At 60.7% G+C, this 16,723-nt stretch carries 13 protein-coding genes; 7 read left to right on the top strand and 6 right to left on the bottom strand.

Translation table 11 applies throughout. The features are described 5' to 3' along the window. Position 1 precedes the first annotated feature (1 nt). The 3 genes from K3819_RS25545 (at position 2) to K3819_RS25555 (ending at position 6,624) form a co-directional block, all read left to right on the top strand. Entirely contained in the window at positions 2 to 1,318 is a 1,317-nt protein-coding gene (locus K3819_RS25545; RefSeq protein WP_221398170.1) for a bifunctional DedA family/phosphatase PAP2 family protein, read from the top strand. Between the two features lie 148 nt (positions 1,319 to 1,466). Further along, on the top strand, positions 1,467 to 4,913 hold the full coding sequence (locus tag K3819_RS25550) for a calcium-binding protein (protein ID WP_256575391.1): 3,447 nt from the start codon (positions 1,467 to 1,469) through the stop codon (positions 4,911 to 4,913). Positions 4,914 to 5,160: 247 nt separating this feature from the next. After that, complete coding sequence (locus tag K3819_RS25555) at positions 5,161 to 6,624, top strand: hypothetical protein (protein WP_260328996.1); 1,464 nt, start codon at positions 5,161 to 5,163, stop codon at positions 6,622 to 6,624. 11 nt (positions 6,625 to 6,635) lie between these two features. Here K3819_RS25555 and K3819_RS25560 read toward each other — a convergent pair whose 3' ends face one another. From K3819_RS25560 to K3819_RS25570, 3 genes are read right to left on the bottom strand one after another with little or no spacing between them, the layout of a single operon-like run. Then, on the bottom strand, positions 6,636 to 7,226 hold the full coding sequence (locus K3819_RS25560; protein ID WP_064599681.1) for an LON peptidase substrate-binding domain-containing protein: 591 nt from the start codon (positions 7,224 to 7,226) through the stop codon (positions 6,636 to 6,638). Positions 7,227 to 7,236: 10 nt separating this feature from the next. Next, complete coding sequence (locus K3819_RS25565; protein ID WP_221398172.1) at positions 7,237 to 7,953, bottom strand: LrgB family protein; 717 nt, start codon at positions 7,951 to 7,953, stop codon at positions 7,237 to 7,239. Next, positions 7,953 to 8,315 carry a CidA/LrgA family protein gene (locus tag K3819_RS25570; protein WP_085612544.1) on the bottom strand — a complete coding sequence of 121 codons (363 nt, stop codon included), beginning with the start codon at positions 8,313 to 8,315 and terminating at the stop codon, positions 7,953 to 7,955. The genes K3819_RS25565 and K3819_RS25570 overlap by 1 nt, the downstream gene beginning before the upstream one ends. A 193-nt stretch (positions 8,316 to 8,508) precedes the next feature. Here K3819_RS25570 and K3819_RS25575 point away from each other — a divergent pair, with 193 nt between their 5' ends. The 4 genes from K3819_RS25575 to K3819_RS25590 all read left to right on the top strand — a co-directional run bounded on the left by K3819_RS25575 (position 8,509) and on the right by K3819_RS25590 (position 14,365). After that, complete coding sequence (locus K3819_RS25575) at positions 8,509 to 8,964, top strand: MaoC family dehydratase (RefSeq protein ID WP_064599685.1); 456 nt, start codon at positions 8,509 to 8,511, stop codon at positions 8,962 to 8,964. A 110-nt stretch (positions 8,965 to 9,074) separates the two neighbouring features. Beyond that, positions 9,075 to 10,802, top strand: a complete 1,728-nt coding sequence (locus K3819_RS25580) for a C13 family peptidase (RefSeq protein ID WP_221398173.1) — start codon at positions 9,075 to 9,077, stop codon at positions 10,800 to 10,802. A 27-nt stretch (positions 10,803 to 10,829) separates the two neighbouring features. Then, on the top strand, positions 10,830 to 11,471 hold the full coding sequence (locus K3819_RS25585) for an oxidoreductase (RefSeq protein ID WP_085612542.1): 642 nt from the start codon (positions 10,830 to 10,832) through the stop codon (positions 11,469 to 11,471). Between the two features lie 536 nt (positions 11,472 to 12,007). After that, a complete protein-coding gene (locus tag K3819_RS25590) occupies positions 12,008 to 14,365 on the top strand; it encodes a hypothetical protein (RefSeq protein WP_221398174.1) in 2,358 nt (785 codons plus the stop codon). A gap of 43 nt (positions 14,366 to 14,408) precedes the next feature. On the opposite strand, the gene K3819_RS25595 is transcribed toward K3819_RS25590, so the two are convergent. From K3819_RS25595 to mpl, 3 genes are read right to left on the bottom strand one after another with little or no spacing between them, the layout of a single operon-like run. Continuing rightward, positions 14,409 to 14,693, bottom strand: a complete 285-nt coding sequence (locus K3819_RS25595; protein WP_085612540.1) for a YceK/YidQ family lipoprotein — start codon at positions 14,691 to 14,693, stop codon at positions 14,409 to 14,411. After that, positions 14,686 to 15,333 (bottom strand): flavin prenyltransferase UbiX, encoded by a 648-nt coding sequence (gene ubiX / locus K3819_RS25600; protein WP_039771880.1) that lies wholly within the window; start codon positions 15,331 to 15,333, stop codon positions 14,686 to 14,688. Before ubiX ends, K3819_RS25595 begins: the two co-directional genes overlap by 8 nt. Continuing rightward, positions 15,330 to 16,679: a UDP-N-acetylmuramate:L-alanyl-gamma-D-glutamyl-meso-diaminopimelate ligase gene (gene mpl, locus K3819_RS25605; protein ID WP_007958628.1), complete on the bottom strand. Its 1,350-nt coding sequence runs from the start codon at positions 16,677 to 16,679 to the stop codon at positions 15,330 to 15,332. Before mpl ends, ubiX begins: the two co-directional genes overlap by 4 nt. Between the last annotated feature and the right edge of the window lie 44 nt (positions 16,680 to 16,723).

A 16,723-nucleotide genomic window follows, 5' to 3' on the forward strand; every position in this document is an offset into this window, starting at 1 on the left:
TATGGGCCCATGGCTCGATAGCGTGACCGGGTGGCTGGCCGCCAATCCGCAGTGGCTGGCCGCCGCTGTGTTCATCGTGGCCTGCGTGGAATGCCTGGCGATTGCCGGGTTGATCGTGCCCGGCACGGTATTGCTGTTTGCGGTGGCGGTGCTGGCCGGCAGCGGAGCGCTGTCGTTGAGTGAAACCCTGTTGCTGGGTTTCCTTGGCGGGATCCTCGGTGATGTGATTTCGTATTTCCTCGGCCGCCACTTCCACCAGAACATCCGGCGTCTGCCAGGCCTGCGCCATCACCCGGAATGGATGGCCGGCGCGGAAACCTATTTCCAGCGCTATGGCATTGCCAGCCTGCTGGTCGGACGCTTCATCGGGCCGTTGCGGCCGATGTTGCCGATGGTCGCCGGGATGTGCGACATGCCCTTCCCGCGCTTTGCGGCCGTAAGTCTGTTGGCCGCCGCCGGCTGGAGCCTCGCGTACCTGCTGCCGGGCTGGGCCACCGGAGCGGCGATTCGGCTGCCACTGCCGGAAGGCTTCTGGCTGCAGGCCGGGATCGTTGCCGGCAGCATCGCGGTGATGGTCGGCCTGAGTGCCAACAGCAGCTTACGTCGTCATCGCCGGGCGACGCTCTGGATCAGCAGCATGAGCCTGTTGATCCTGATCGGCCTGTTCATCGGCTACCCGTACCTGACCGCCCTCGATCAGGGCGTCATGGCCCTGGTGCAGGAACACCGCCGCCCGGCGCTGGATGAAGTCGCGGTGGTTTTCACCCTGATCGGTGAATTCCGCAACATGCTGCTGTTCAGCGCCCTGCTGACTGCGTTGCTGTTGCTGTGCCGACAGTGGCGCCACGCGATATTCGTGGGCGGCACCCTGCTCGTCACGGCCCTGGCCAACACCGGCACCAAAATGTTCTTCGCCCGGGTGCGCCCGGAAGTACTGACTGATCCGCTTACCAGCTACAGCATGCCCAGTGGTCACGCTTCGGGGTCGTTCGCGCTGTTCCTGGCGCTCGCCGTGCTGGCCGGACGCGGGCAGCCGCCACGGCTACGCCTCACCTGGCTGTTGCTCGGCTGCATACCGGCGCTGGCCATTGCCCTGTCACGGGTGTATCTGGGCGCGCACTGGCCAACGGATGTCCTGGCCGGCGCCATGCTCGCCGCCTGTGTCTGCGCAGCGGGCCTGTGGCTCAGTCAACGCCATGCACCTCTGGGTGCAATGCAGCAGAAAGTCTGGTGGCTGGTATTGCCGGCCCTGGTCGCTCTGTTTGGCTTCTTCGTATTGCGACACTTGCCACACACCTTGTTGCGATATGCCTACTAGGCCCGCGCTCAACGCCTACCGGCGCATGCCCGGGCGGTGAGCGCCGGCAAACATTTGGCAAAGCAAAAGCTCATGAACAAGTCCGTGCCTCATGCCACATTCCGGCAGCGGCACCACAAACGGACTTGTGAAAAGAGCAATGACTTTGATGAATCAACCGATCCACCCTCCCCGGGCTGACCGACCGTCAGCGCCAATCAAAATATCCGACCTGACCACCCAACCGGATCACCCCATCCAGTACAGCCCCCCGCCCTCGGGCCAAAAGCCGGGGCTCGCAGACCTGGACGACCTGTTCGGCCCGTTGCGTATCGGTGAATTCAGTGTCAGTCGCCAGACGCTTCAGGCCTTGGGCGTCCGAATCGATGGGCAAACCCTATCGGCGGCCAATACCTACTTTGCCGACCCTGACCAGGCATTCATCGATGCGCTGGAATTCGACACCGTTCAAATGGAACAACGGATGAGAGCCGTACCCTCGCCCGAAAACCTGCAGATCCCTCCCCTGCTGTACGAAATCGTCACCCAACGCTCCCCCGATGCGGCACCGCTCATGCGCGAGATGCCCACCGGCGAGTTCGCTGATGCCATGAACAAGATCAACCATTTACTGAACGCCACCCAACGCCTCGACATTCGTCGAGACCCGCTGCCCGAGCACCTGCCGAACTGGGTCGACAAGGCCAAAAGCCGCGGAATGACCAGCATGGGTGTCGGCATGCAGGCGTATGGACTCTACAGCGCTTACATCGGTGCTATCGATGCCCTCAAGAAGGGCGACACAGGTGAAGCGCTGATCAATGTTGGTGGAGGCGTCGCGGAAATCACCTCTCTGGGCGTCGAGTACGCCCTGAGCAAGAGCGGGGAACAAATGATCCGCCAGGGATCCATGGCCTTCGAACAATTCGGCAGGACTTCCATGGGCAAGTGGCTATGCCGCGGGGCCGGGTTGATCGCCAGCGTGCTGACACTACCTTTCGATATCTATATCGCGATCAAGTCCTTCAACGATGCCGCCAAGGTTCAGGGCAAGGAAGCTCAGGATCTGTACGTGACGGGTGGACTGAGCGTGTTCAGCGGCGCATTGTCCCTGGCACTTGGCTGCGCGGCATTGACAGGGTTCCAGGCAGCGGGTCCGCTGGGCATTGCCGCCGCCGCAATAATGATTGTCGGGGCAAGAATCTATGGTGCCGTGCGAGCCGTCGACGACATCGACGATTACATCGAGCTGACGGTGAACGAGCGCTGGCGGGCCGGCTGGTTTGCGTTCACCGGACAGGATCAGGACAAGGCGCTCATGGATCGCTACCTGATCGCCAAGACCACCGCCGACTACACCAAAGCCCTGAAAACCCGCAGCCTTCACTGGCTGGCCAATGAATTCAGGGAAACCGTCGACGTCATTGTCAACGGTCGATTCGAGGTGACACTGCAACCCACCCGCCTCTATCGTTACCAATGGGACGAAGACAAGGGCGAAACGCCTTACACCATCGAAAACCTGCCCCTCACCAAAGACACGGACGACTCGTATGACACGCGAGACGGTTTACCGGATTCGGATTCCGTCGTCTCCATAACGAAAAGCGACCCTGCCAAAGGGGTTTTCTGGAATCTGGGCGGTGGCCATGACACGGTGCAGGGTGCCAAGGACAAGCCAAACTTCTTCAGCTACACCACAGGCCGCAAAACCCTGAGCGGGGGCGACAGAAACGACTCCTTTGTGTTTCAGACAGCGTCAGAAGCACTCTCCTACGATCCGATCAGGGTCAGCGAGCTGTCGGGGGGCGACGGAATCGATCTGTTGTGGCTTCAAGGCACGCACAAACACCTCGACCATGTTCCAGACCCACCCCGCCACCTCGGTTATGACATCGATCTGAAACGTGGAAGGCTGGCGTTGCGCCCCGCGAGCCCGGGACTTGAACCGGTACTGCATTCGACGCTCAAGTCCATCGAAAAGGTCGAAACACTTGCCGGCGCAACCAATCGGGTCACCGGCTCCGATCAGGCGGACATCATTGCGGCCAATGGCAACGATCACGTCGATGCCGGGGCCGGGGACGATCAGATATCCGTACGTGGTCTGAATGCCACAGTCGATGGCGGTCGCGGCAGTGATACCTATTATCTCGACCCGATGTGCCACAAGATCTCCATCACCGAAGACGGTCTGGAGCCGAGCAAGGTCTATCTGGGCGTATCGCTTGAAGCCATCCAGCGCTGGTTCGTCCGGGAGAACGCGCTGGTGATCGAGTCACTTCGAGACGATGACCTCCGGTCGCCCAGGCGCGAACTGATACTGGAGAACGCTTACCAGACCATCGATGGCAAGCGCATCCTGCATCACGACAAATGGGCGTTCATTACCCAGGACGGTTTTCACTTGCAGCCGGATTGGCCCACCGAGATTCCGGAGTCCGGCGATCTGCCCGTCAGCGTCACAATCCCCACATCAGGCGTACCCAAGGCGTCTCCGGTGCAGATCAACGATCATCCGCACGTACTTTCGGCTCAAGCACACTCCCACTATTTCGTTTCCCGCCAGATCCGTCGCGCCGCCCTGTTCGCCCCGAAAGATGGCCTTCCTTCGCACAGCACCGTGTACGTCGATTTCGACAGCCAGGAAATTTCCAGCGTCAATGCCACTTATGTCGTGAGCATCACGGAGACTGAGGCGTTCACATTCCTCGATTACGACAATGTCTATTTCACCCTGACCTTCGCTCCGGGAGCCCGGCTCTCGCTACATGGAAACGTGATCGGGAGCCGGGACCGAAAGAGCGACATGGGCGCCGGCAACATGGCCGCCGGATGGGCAATGAATCATCCCTTGACCCTGGTGATGCGAGATGGCGTTTCTTACCATCTGGACTGCCCTCGGAACACCTATCTGGAGGATGCAAGGAACCCGGGCTACCGGGTCATTGAAAGTCGTGCCTCATTACGCGAGCGGGCAGGTCGATACCTGTTCGTCAGACCGTCTGTCAGCAAGCGCACCCTGAAGAACACGCCGCAACGGGTCGATTTTCTGGCCACCGAGCACAACGCAACCTACTGGCTGGAAGGAAGATCGGCAAGCTATGAGCTTTTTCCTGCCAGCAATCTCTCAATCCGCCTGTCCACCGCCGACGCTGAGGCCAGACTTTCCGGCTCCTCCACGTGGCTCATTCATACGCATCTTCTGCCCGAAAAAATCACCCGGCGCGACCTCAGCATCAAGAACGACCTGATCAGGATCGGCAGCGTTCACGTCCACCTGCCGGACAGCAATGATCCACTACTGCCACTGGAAACCATCGAGGTGGCGATCTCATCGGGGAACCGTTACCGGATCAATGCCCTGTTCGAGGTGATCGGCCTCTGCGCTGCCGATGCTCGGGCCTACTCGACAATTGATGCACTTGTTCAGGACGCAAAGGATCACCAGCATCGCGACGAGCTTGAACGCAGTGACTTGCAGGTCCTGAACCTGCGCTTGCACGATGCCGCTCCCGGCAGGATTTTTTACAACGTCGCCACCAACATCTGGAGACTCGAGAGCGAGCCGTCCCGGGTGATATCGATCGAACAACTGTCCATCGTCAAGGAATGACACCATGCACCCCAAAGCCCCCTCAACGCCGACGCCGTCCAGGATCGACACGTCTGCCAACCCATCGATACAACCTCCCCGGCTCCGGCCACAGGGTCAGGCCCCACACTCACATGATTCAATTTCCGATCCGGTCATATCAGGCAATCAAAACCCGGGCCATCACCTGCCACCCGCAACGATACCCGGCCCTTCGAGAATCGAAGTCTCGGATTTGCCTGAGCTGCCCCGGGAATCGACACCCGTATTGAGCCACTACCTGTTGAGCCCCGCCTTGCTGCGCAACATGCAGCCGGCCAATGAAGAAGGCTTGCGTTATGTCGTCGGACGCAAGTTCGTTGATGTGAAAGACAGCGGCACTGTGTATGTGGAGTTCGATCCGAACCCGAGTGCCTATCGGGCGATGGATCTGTACAAAAAGCTCGCACCGGGACCTGTGCTCTACAGAAACATCGACGAATCAACCTGGAGCCCTGCTCGCCAGACCGATATAGGCAATCCACTCAAACGGCCGAATGCAGATAACCGTGCCGCAGAAGCGGCGGTGCCCACCAGACAGCCTCGAATCACGTCGATGCCCGCACAATTGAAGGCGGCAACGTCCGAATTGCTGGATACACATTTCGCACTGCTGCATCCGCAGATGAATCACGGCGAACGGGTCATGGAATTGCGCTCGTACAACCTGTCGCCTCTCCAGCACGTCCGACTGCGCGACGACCTCATCGCCCATCCGTCAGCGCTTCCGGAATGGGTCGCACAGCACAAGAGCCGGTCACTGAACGCGGACGACCCTGCACGCTACGACGCACTGCATCAGGAAATAGAGCCCCTGCTCCTGCCACTGAGAAACGGCAAGTTACTGCTCAGTCATCTGGGCGATCATGAAGATTTCAGCGAAAGCGTCAGCCGCGAATTCCTCGACGGATTCCTCGCAAAGCTGGGGTACCTGCGTAATGGCAGCGGCTGCCTGTACCGGACCGACATCCCCGGCCTGTTCAGGGCCGATGAGCGCACACCGTTCGAGCTGTACAACGATCGCCGGATGCTGCCACGCATGCACCACAAACGGGGCGCAACGAGCGAAAAGCCGATCAGCGCTACGGTCGGCCTGGAACTGGTTCACGAGTACGCGGGCCACGGCAGGGCCGAGCCGGATCCGGAATACCTGCGTTACAACAATCAGAAGAACCAATACCCCGGGAAAAAACCCGGTGAGTCCGACAATGACTCCGGAAAGTCCGACAACGAATGGTCCGAGACCTCCGATGTCGAGCTGGACTCCGAGCGAAACTATGAAACGATCCGACACGACCAAAGCTTCATCTTCGAATACATCATCGATACTCGGAACATGGAAGTGGTTTTGCGTGAAGAGAACATCTTGTTGAATGGGAGCGCCAGAGATCGCGGCGCGTGGTTCCCGGAAGACGAAAACGAAGCCTTGATTTCCGCCTCAAGAAGGGGCATTCCCTCGGAACGCATCTGGTTGCTCGACTCAACTCGCACCCGTGCGGCAAAGGTCGACGATATCGCCGAGCTGACGCCCTATTACGATCGAAGCCGTATAGAGGACGCAACGCACAACGGCGACCGCAACCAGTCTGTCTATGACACGTTGATCGACGATGCGGCGGCAGCAGGCAACCCCATTGTGTATCTGGACAAGGGCAAGAAGTGGTTCGCCAACGATATCGTCTGGCCTGAGTGACCGAGGCGGTCCTAGGCGAACAGTTCACCCTGCAACTCGTCGAGCAACGCCTGGATCGCATCCAGGCGTTGCTGCGGATCGTCGAGTTGCAACAGGTCGATCTTGTCTTCCTCGGCAAACGGCAGCAGGTAGGCCAACTGGTTCGCCAGCGCCTGCTGCCCCGCCGCTTCGATACCCATGTTCAGCGCTTCGACCATCGGATGCTCGGCCAGGGCCTTGAGCAGCGCCACCAGATCAGCGTCTTCGTCCTGCAGAGGCTGCTCGGGCTCTTCATCCAGCCACTCGACCTCCGCGACGATCAGCTGATCGCGCTGCACCTCGGTGCGCAGAACATGAAAGCGCCGCCCGCCCTGCACACGAATCCCCAGTAGGCCGTTGTCCTGTTGCTGGAAATCGGTGATCCGCGCTTCGCACCCGACCATCGCAAATCCTTCGGGCGCCACTCCGACTTCGTGGCCTTCGAGGATGCATACCACGCCAAAGCCGCCGCCCTGTTTCATGCAGCGACCGATCATGTCCAGGTAGCGTGCCTCGAAGATCTGCAGATCCAGATTGCAGCCGGGAAACAGCACCGTGTTCAGCGGAAAAAGCGGCAGACTCATAGACATTTCCTTACACCACCATCGACACCGCCAACGGCAGGAACACCGCCGTGGCCACGCCCATCAGACTCATCGCCAGCGCCGCGAAGGCGCCGCACTCATCGCTTTCCTGCAACGCCACCGACGTGCCGACCGCATGCGCCGTCATGCCCAGCGCCATGCCACGCGCCTCGGGGCTGTGCACGCCGAGGCGGGTCAGCAGCGCCGGGCCGAAGATCGCGCCGATGACTCCGGTGATCAACACGAATACCGCCGCCAGTGCCGCGACACCGCCGATCTGCTCGGCCACCAGCATGGCAATCGGCGAGGTCACCGACTTGGGCGCCATGGTCATCAGAATCATGTGATCGGCCCCGAACCACCAGCCCAGTGCCACGCCCATCCCCGTGGCGACCACGCCGCCTATCACCAGCGTAGTAAAAATCGGCCAGAACAATTGGCAGATGCGCCGCAGATTCAAATACAGCGGCACGGCCAGCGCAACGGTCGCCGGACCCAGCAGAATACTGAGGATCTCGGTGCTCTTGCGGTACTCGGCGTAAGTCAGGCCGCAGCCGACCAGCACGCCGATCACCAACAGCATCGAGACCAGCACCGGTTGCAGGAAGATCCAGCGGGTTTTCTCGAACGCCGCCAGCACCAGTTGATAAGCCCCCAGGGTGATCCCGATGCCAAAGAGTGGGTGGTGAATCACCGAAGCCCAGGCACCTTGCCAGTCGAACAGCATCAGGATTCCTCCGAAGGCGGCGCGTGACGCTTGACCAGCCGTTGCATCAGCACGCCGGCGAAGGCCATCGACAGAATCAGCGAGACCACCAGCGCACCGACGATGGCCCAGAAATCCGCGGCAATCGCCGTGGCGTAGACCATCACACCCACCGCCGGCGGCACCAGCAGCAATGGCAGATAACGCAACAGGCTGCCGGCGGCGAGGTTCAGCGGCTCGCCGACTTCACCGCGCACGATCAGGAACACCAGCAACAGCAAAAGGCCGATGATCGGCCCCGGCAGCACCGGCAACAGCAAATGATTGAGGGCCGTGCCGAGCAATTGAAACAGCACCAGCATGGTCAGGCCGCGTAGCAACATCCGTCATCTCCGTCCGACATCCCGCCAAGCACGGGCCGGGCATTATAAGCACGCCTGCGCTATGGATCGGCATTCGCCAAAAGCATGGTCGGTTGACCTGAGCAAATCGCCATGATGATCTACAGTGGTTCGCAGGGCGGTCAAATCCCCCACCTGAAAAACTATAAAACCGATGAACCCAAGGAGAGTCTCAATGCCCTATGTTCCAGTTGCAGAGCTCAAAGATTATGTCGGCAAGGAACTCGGACGTTCCGAATGGCTCACCATCGATCAGGAGCGCATCAACCTGTTCGCCGAAGCCACCGGGGATTACCAGTTCATCCATGTCGACCCGGTCAAAGCCGCGCAAACGCCATTTGGCAGCACCATCGCCCACGGATTCCTGTCGCTGTCGCTGATCCCCAAACTGATGGAAGACATTCTGGTTCTGCCGCAAGGCGTGAAGATGGTGGTCAACTACGGCCTGGACAGCGTGCGCTTCATCCAGCCGGTCAAGGTCGACTCCAAAGTCCGGCTCAAGGTCGATCTGGGTGAAGTGACCGAGAAAAAACCTGGCCAGTGGCTGCTCAAGGCCACCGCCACCCTGGAGATCGAAGGCTCGGACAAACCGGCCTACATCGCCGAACCACTGTCGCTCTGCTTCGTTTAAGCGCCTGGATGCGAAGCGGCTCACGCTGTTTCGCATCCGCTCCTCCCTGCCGGCTGTATAAGGTCACATAGCTGCGGCATACTCGGTCGCCTAATTGCCCGGATCCCGCTATGCGCTCATTCGCCCCTCTTGCTCCCCTTGCCTTGACCCTGTTGCTGGCCGCGTGTGGCGACGGCGAATCGTTGTTGCCGCCGGATGCGCGCCTGCCCGACGGCGGCCGCTATCGCGGTGAACTGGTCGATGGCTTGCTGCAAGGCCAGGGCCGGGTCGACTACCCCAACGGCAGCTGGTACGCCGGGGCGTTCGACAAGGGGCAATGGCATGGCCAGGGCGAATGGCACGGCAGCAATGGCGAGGTCTATCGCGGCAACTTCCAGCAAGGGCTGTTCGACGGCCAGGGCACGTTGACCACCACCGCCGGCAGCTACACAGGCGGTTTCAAGCTGGGCCGGCGCGACGGCGAAGGCACCCTCAAGGAAAACGCGATGACCTATCGCGGCGAATTCAAGGCCGACCAGTACTCCGGGCTCGGTCGCCTGGAGCTGGACGACGGCAGCTCCTATCAGGGCCAGTTCGCCCACGGCAAACCCAATGGCGAAGGCCAGCGCGGCGATGCCAGCGGCAATCAGTTCACCGGCCATTTCGTCAACGGCCAGCTCGAAGGCAACGGCACCTTCAACAGCGCAGATGGCGATATCTACGTCGGTGGTTTCAAGAACAATCAACTGCACGGCAAGGGCCGCTACGAGAACGCCGATGGCGACGTCTGGCTCGGGCAGTTCAAGGAAGGCGCGCTGACCGGCAAGGGTGAATTGATCGGCGCCGACGGCAGCCATTACATCGGTTATTTCAATGACTGGCGCTTCAGCGGTCAGGGCCGCCTGAACCTGTCCGATGGCAGTTTCTACGTCGGCGGATTCGACAGCGACAGTTATTCCGGACGCGGCACCCTGGTGCTCACCGATGGCAGCGTGCTCAGCGGCACCTGGATCAACGGCCAGCGGGTGCGCGATGCCGACGGCAAATTGCTGCCGGACACCCTCGAACTCGGCCTGTTGGCCCAGGGTCGTCTGCTCGACGAGGCGCTGGCCAACGTACCGGCCTCAACCCCGGCCGTTGAGCTGTACACCCTGACCCTCGGCGGCGACGGCAAACAGAGCGTGTTCCTGCGCGAATCCGATTACGTCGCGAACATGCTCACCAGCCGTTTCGGTGCCTTTGGCCAGATTCGCCTGGTCAACCACCGCGACCACCTCGGCGACCGGCCGATGGCCACCCGCGAAAATCTGCGGCGCGCCGCTCAAACCCTGGCCGAACGCAGCGGCCCGGAAGATCTGGTCTTCATCTATCTGACCAGCCATGGCACCGCCGAGCACGAGCTGGTGCTCGATCAGCCGCGAATGGAACTGGCCGACCTGCCCGCCGACGAACTCGCCGCCGTGCTCGCACCGCTGAAGAACCGCGACAAGATCATCGTCATCTCCTCGTGCTATTCCGGCGGTTTCATACCGGCGCTGAAGGACGAACGCACGCTGATCATGACCGCCTCACGCGCCGACCGCGTGTCGTTCGGTTGCTCCGAGGAGGCCAACTTCACCTACTTCGGCGATGCCCTGTTTGCCCAGGCACTGAACCAGACCGACGACCTGGAGCAAGCCTTCAAACTGGCCAAGGCTACCGTTGCCGAGCGCGAACTGGCGGACAATTTCGAAGCCTCTGAACCGCAGATCTGGGCGCCGAAAACCGTGCTGGCGCACTGGCAACTGCTGCGTAAACAACAAGCGAGAAAAGCATTGCAAAGTGCTGCGTTGAACGACGGAGCGACAAACAGCAACTAAGCTGAACAGTATCAAGGGAGAGACACTATGTACTTGACGCCTCAGCATGTCCTGCTTGCCGGAGCCACCGGTCTGACCGGTGAACATCTGCTCGACCGTCTGCTCAACGAGCCGACGATCAGCCGTGTCCTGGCCCCCTCACGCCGGCCACTGGCCGAACATCCGCATCTGGAAAACCCGGTCGGCGACCCACAGACCTTCCTGCCGCAGTTGGCGGGTCGCGTCGACATCGCCTATTGCTGCCTGGGTACCACCATCAAGCAGGCCGGCTCCGAAGAAGCGTTCCGCGCCGTGGATCTGGACATGGTCGTAGCCTTCGCCAAGCGCGCCCGGGAAATGGGCGCACGGCACCTGATTGTGATCAGTGCCCTGGGCGCCGATCGCCGATCCTCGATTTTCTACAACCGGGTCAAAGGCGAGATGGAATACGCCTTGCGTGCGCAAAACTGGCCGCAACTCACCATTTGCCGGCCGTCGCTGTTGCTCGGCGAACGCAGCGAGCCCCGCCTGGGCGAACAGCTGGCCGCACCACTCTCAAAACTGATTCCCGGCAAATACCGTGGCATCGAGGCCTGCCAACTGGCCCGGGCCATGTGGCGTCTGGCACTTGAAGAGCAGGATGGCGTGCGAATTGTCGAGTCGGATGAATTGAGAAAACTCGGCAAATAAGCTCACAGCGGTTCAACGCAGATCCGCACAAACATTTGCAATGAATGTCCGAGGATATTGCGTTGAACCACCCGACAACTGAAATGAACCGACTCGAATCAACCATCGTGTCGTAACTATCTACCACTCGCCCCTTTCCTTTCATGGATAACGTGCCCTCCCCGGCATGCCTGCGTCTGCCATCCTGTTATCGGATGGCAGCCTGAACGCCAGATAATCAATGAACGGATTCCTTGATGCGACCCAAAAACCCGACACCGAAATTACCCGGCACACCTCACCGTCACCCCGAGACACCGCATCCTCTGCCGATTCCGCGTTCTGAGCCTCCAGTGGTGATTCGCCCCGGAGGACCGGATATCTACCTCTCCGACCGACAACTGGCGACACTGCCGCCGCCGGACAATCAGTTGCCCACAGTACATATCCATGACTTGTCCCCTTCGGTCAGGGAAAGTGGAAGAGGCCCATCCAGCGACCCGCGCTCGACTGAATCGATCCGCCACTACGAGTTGCCGCCCCAGACGCGAACGCTCTTGCCCGACGTCATCACCGAAGGATTGCGCGTCCACAGGGGGCGTATTTATGCCGAAGTGCAGTACACCACAACCGGAACGGTCATGGTGGCCTGGGACGAGAGCCTCGGAACCTACCGGGCCATGTTTCCACAGGAAGCGCAACCCTCTGGCCCTGCCCTGCACTTCGACCCCGCCAGCAATACCTGGCGGGTTGGCGAGCCGCAAAAGACTCCTCAAACCATAGAACAGCAGATACATCGGCCGGCAGACAACACAGATGACACCCCGGCGCAGATCCCTGCGTCACTTGCGGGCAGCTCCTCCCGAACGCAATCGAACACTGTGACAGCTCACATCGACACCCGGCACTACATTTGGGACAACACCGCCACCAATCACCATGGCTACGTGGTCATGCACCGAAAAATGCGGCTGGACGACTCCGTCGGCCCTCTGATGCACCATGCCTTCATGGACGATAACGGGTCGTTCACCAGCGTCGAGCCTTCTGCCCCACGTATCGATCAGCCCGCCGAATTGCTGCCTGCCTGGACAGACCGCGACATCTGGGATCTCTACGGTCTGCAGGGCGCAGAGATCACTCGCTTTCGCACCGAAGCAGATCGCACGGGCAGAAAACCACAGTGGGCCAAGGTACGGGAACAAAGGCTGGAGAATGCGTACCTGTATGACGAGCTTCGCCGCTGGCTAGGCCCTGAGATGGACCGAGATATGTTCAACCGCCTTCTGGAGCACCAAAGGCTCACGCCCGCCAAGTGGGCAGAGCACCTCGAATCCGTCACGCTGCACCGCAGTACTCCAGACACACAAACGCCATTGCCGGGCCTGCCGAGACCCGAAACGCCGGAGCACCACGACACACCAACCACGCAAACGCCGTCACCACGCCTGCCGCCTCCCGCAACGCCCGAGACAACAGACACCACGCCAGCGTACGGGGACCAGAGTTACTACACCTGGGACCTCGGCAAGACAAACTTTCATGGTTACGTCGAGATGCAGCGCAAGCCCGGTCTGGATGACAGTCACGGCCCGCTCGTTCAAGTAGCGTTCCGTGACGGCATTGCGCTGACTATCGTCAAGCCGACCGGGTATCCACTGCATAAAGAGACTGCTCTGCGGCCCTTCTGGCGAGACGTCGATATCTGGAACCTGTACAGGATCGAAGGGGAAGACATCCTGCGCTTTCGTCGGGATGTTGCGCTCCACATGAAAGAACCAGAGTGGGCCATACAACGGGACTATCCTTCCCGGCGTGAACAGTTGATCGACTACCTGCGGCTATGGACCAATCCTGATTCTCCGCTCAAATCAAAGGAACAGGTCCTTGCCCGCTTCCAGCCCTACAATCTGTCAACTCTGCAATTCGCTCGACTGAGCAAGGAAATTTCGCCAACAGGGCAGTTCAAACACCTCATCAATGATGACGTGCCTGCATGGGTGACGACGCATCAGGCTCGCACGCGGCTTGTCACCAATTCAAAACTTTTCGATCCGTTTCTGCCGGAAATGAACGCCGAAATCATCAGGCTTAGAAACCGGGGGGAAGGCACCAGTATCCTGAAGGCCACTCTGACAAAACCGTTTTTTCAGGAGTTACTGCGACTCTGTGGCTATCAGCGCAACGGACAGGATTATCTGTACAGAACCGACATCCCGGCGGTATTCAAGGCGGATGAGCGGACACCCTTCGACATCGCCAGGCCTGCGGTCATGGTTCCGCAGAAGGTATCGGCCCGAGTCGTCACGACCGAGACGCCAGTAAGCGCAATGTTCAGCCTCAAGGCTGCAATGGATTTCGCGAACGAGGTTAAAGACGTAACAGGCTCGAACTACACGCAACCCAAGGATCCGCTGACCGGCAACGAATCGCACCAGACCAGTAGCGGCGCTTCGACGCCCCACGCTCAGCGCATCCTGTTTTGCTACCTGCTCGATACCCGCAATATCGAGGTCGTTCCAGGACAGGAAAATCGCGCCTACAACTCAGCGCGGCTCGAACAAAGCTCCCCGGGCGACAGCACGTGGTTTCCGAGCATGCGGATGGAGGGCCATGTTTCGACGTCACCCATCGGTTTCACGTCGCGACGGGTCTGGCTGGTCAACTCAGCCATGACCCGTGCAGCTACCGTGGAGGATGTACATTTGCAGGCACTTGCACACGCCACCGGCTCGAATCAGACCCGCGCCGACGCCATCCAGGCCCGCACGAAAGCCGGGGCTCTCAACCGGAATGAATATGACGCATTGATCGATGAAGTCGCGAACGCCGGCAAACGCATCCTCGAGTTGCCGACGGGAAACGCAATATTCTCCAACGACATCGAGTTTCCTCCCGAAATAATCACTCTGTAGGAGGCTTAATCGGCTCGCTCTTGCCAAATCGAGCCGATGATTTTCATAAACCTCCGGTCGCCTGAAAGCCTACGCCGATCACCGTCAGCAAAGACAACGGTAAAAGCAGGGTATCGAGCAACGCACTGGCCGGCAGGTCGACTCCGGGATAGCCCGGAGCCTCGGCGCCGAAGCGATCCTTTGCGCAACAGCCGCCGTTCAGGGCGTATAAGTCCAGCCGCGTGCCGGAGTACACCACCGGCGCGCCGGGCTTGGCCGCATCGAGCGTGCGCGCCGTGGCGCAGCCGGTCAGTTGCAGCGCCAGCAGGAGCGCCAGCAGCTTATTCATCGCTGCTCAGGTGATGTTCACCCCAGCGAGGCAGCATGTCCTGCGGAATGCCCAGCAGATTGAGAATCCGCGCCACCACGAAATCGATCAGGTCATCGATGGTCTGCGGCTGGTGATAGAAACCCGGCGACGCTGGCAGGATGGTCACGCCCATGTTCGAGAGCTTGAGCATGTGTTCCAGGTGAATGCTCGAATACGGCGCTTCGCGCGGCACCAGAATCAACTGGCGCCGCTCCTTCAACGTCACGTCCGCCGCCCGCTCGATCAGGTTGTTGCAGGCGCCGGTGGCGATGGCCGACAAGGTGCCCGTCGAACACGGCACCACCACCATGGCCGCCGGAGCGCCGGAGCCCGAGGCCACTGGCGACATCCAGTCTTCCTTGCCGTACACGCGGATCTGCCCGGCGGCCGCGCCGGTGTATTCGGTGAGGAACGCCTGCATCATTTGCGGCTTGGCCGGCAACGACACGTCGGTCTCGGTGGCCATCACCAGTTGCGCGGCCTTGGAGATCAGAAAGTGCACCTCGCGATCCTCGCGCACCAGGCAATCCAGCAGGCGCAAACCGTACTGGGCGCCGGACGCGCCGGTCATCGCCAGCGTGATGCGTTCGGGGCCGTTGCTCTCGAAACGAGTGTTCATTTCAGCGCCTCGGCGAGTTTGCCGTGCAGGCCGCCGAAGCCGCCGTTGCTCATGATCACCACGTGGGTGCCGGGCTGGGCCTGGCTCTTCACGCGTTCGATGATGCCTTCCAGCGAATCGCTGACGATCGACGGCACGGTGCACAACGCGGCGGTGCCTGCCAGATCCCAGCCGAGGTTGGCCGGGGCGTACCAGATCACCTGATCGGCATCGACCACGCTGTCCGGCAGACCGTCACGGTGCGCGCCAAGCTTCATCGAGTTGGAGCGCGGCTCGATGATCGCGATCAGCGGCGCATCGCCAATGCGCTTGCGCAGGCCGTCGAGGGTGGTGGCAATCGCGGTCGGGTGGTGGGCGAAGTCGTCGTAGATGGTGATGCCGCGCACCTCCGCGACTTTCTCCATCCGGCGCTTGACGCTCTTGAACGCGCTCAACCCGGCGATGCCCATCGACGGCACAACGCCGACGTGACGCGCGGCGGCCAGAGTGGCCAAGGCGTTGGCGACGTTGTGCTGACCGGTCAACTCCCACTCGACCACGCCTTGGGACACGCCTTCGAACATCACTTCGAACGCCGAGCCGTCGTCTTTCAGCAACTTGACCTGCCACTGACCGCCGGCACCGGTGGTTTGCACCGGGGTCCAGCAACCCATCTCGATCACACGCTGCAAGGCCGGTTCGGTGGTCGGGTGAATCACCAGCCCTTCGCTCGGAATGGTGCGCACCAAGTGGTGGAACTGCCGCTCGATGGCTGGCAGATCGGGGAAGATGTCAGCGTGATCGAACTCAAGGTTATTGAGGATCGCCGTACGTGGACGGTAGTGGACGAACTTCGAACGCTTGTCGAAGAACGCGCTGTCGTACTCGTCGGCTTCGATCACGAAGAACGGCGTGCCGCCCAGACGCGCCGACACCGAGAAATTCTGCGGCACGCCGCCGATCAGGAAACCCGGGCTCATGCCGGCATGCTCCAGCACCCAGGCGAGCATGCTGCTGGTGGTGGTCTTGCCGTGCGTACCGGCAACCGCCAGCACCCAGCGACCTTGCAGCACATGGTCGGCCAGCCACTGCGGGCCGGAAACGTATGGCAAGCCTTTGTTCAGCACATATTCCACCGCCGGGTTGCCGCGGGACATGGCGTTGCCGATCACCACCAGATCCGGCGCCGGATCAAGCTGCGCCGGGTCGTAACCCTGGGTCAGCTGAATACCCTGAGCTTCGAGCTGGGTGCTCATCGGCGGATAGACGTTGGCATCGGAGCCGGTCACGTGATGGCCCAGCTCTTTGGCCAGAACCGCCATCGAGCCCATGAAAGTCCCGCAGATACCCAGAATATGAATGTGCATAGTCGACCTCGTAAAACATGGCCGCAGGTTAGCGCAGGGAGGGG

The sequence above is a fragment of the Pseudomonas sp. 3-2 genome (assembly GCF_019710535.1).
Taxonomy (GTDB): Bacteria; Pseudomonadota; Gammaproteobacteria; order Pseudomonadales; family Pseudomonadaceae; genus Aquipseudomonas; species Aquipseudomonas pharyngis.

Excerpts from the sequence above, each read along its gene's own strand:
- mpl (WP_007958628.1), bottom strand. The coding sequence starts at position 16,679 with ATGCACATTCATATTCTGGGTATCTGCGGGACTTTCATGGGCTCGATG.
- K3819_RS25545 (WP_221398170.1), top strand. The coding sequence starts at position 2 with ATGGGCCCATGGCTCGATAGCGTGACCGGGTGGCTGGCCGCCAATCCG.
- ubiX (WP_039771880.1), bottom strand. The coding sequence starts at position 15,333 with ATGAACACTCGTTTCGAGAGCAACGGCCCCGAACGCATCACGCTGGCG.
- K3819_RS25585 (WP_085612542.1), top strand. The coding sequence starts at position 10,830 with ATGTACTTGACGCCTCAGCATGTCCTGCTTGCCGGAGCCACCGGTCTG.
- K3819_RS25570 (WP_085612544.1), bottom strand. The coding sequence starts at position 8,315 with ATGTTGCTACGCGGCCTGACCATGCTGGTGCTGTTTCAATTGCTCGGC.
- K3819_RS25565 (WP_221398172.1), bottom strand. The coding sequence starts at position 7,953 with ATGCTGTTCGACTGGCAAGGTGCCTGGGCTTCGGTGATTCACCACCCA.
- K3819_RS25560 (WP_064599681.1), bottom strand. The coding sequence starts at position 7,226 with ATGAGTCTGCCGCTTTTTCCGCTGAACACGGTGCTGTTTCCCGGCTGC.
- K3819_RS25595 (WP_085612540.1), bottom strand. The coding sequence starts at position 14,693 with ATGAATAAGCTGCTGGCGCTCCTGCTGGCGCTGCAACTGACCGGCTGC.
- K3819_RS25575 (WP_064599685.1), top strand. The coding sequence starts at position 8,509 with ATGCCCTATGTTCCAGTTGCAGAGCTCAAAGATTATGTCGGCAAGGAA.
- K3819_RS25550 (WP_256575391.1), top strand. The coding sequence starts at position 1,467 with ATGAATCAACCGATCCACCCTCCCCGGGCTGACCGACCGTCAGCGCCA.
- K3819_RS25580 (WP_221398173.1), top strand. The coding sequence starts at position 9,075 with ATGCGCTCATTCGCCCCTCTTGCTCCCCTTGCCTTGACCCTGTTGCTG.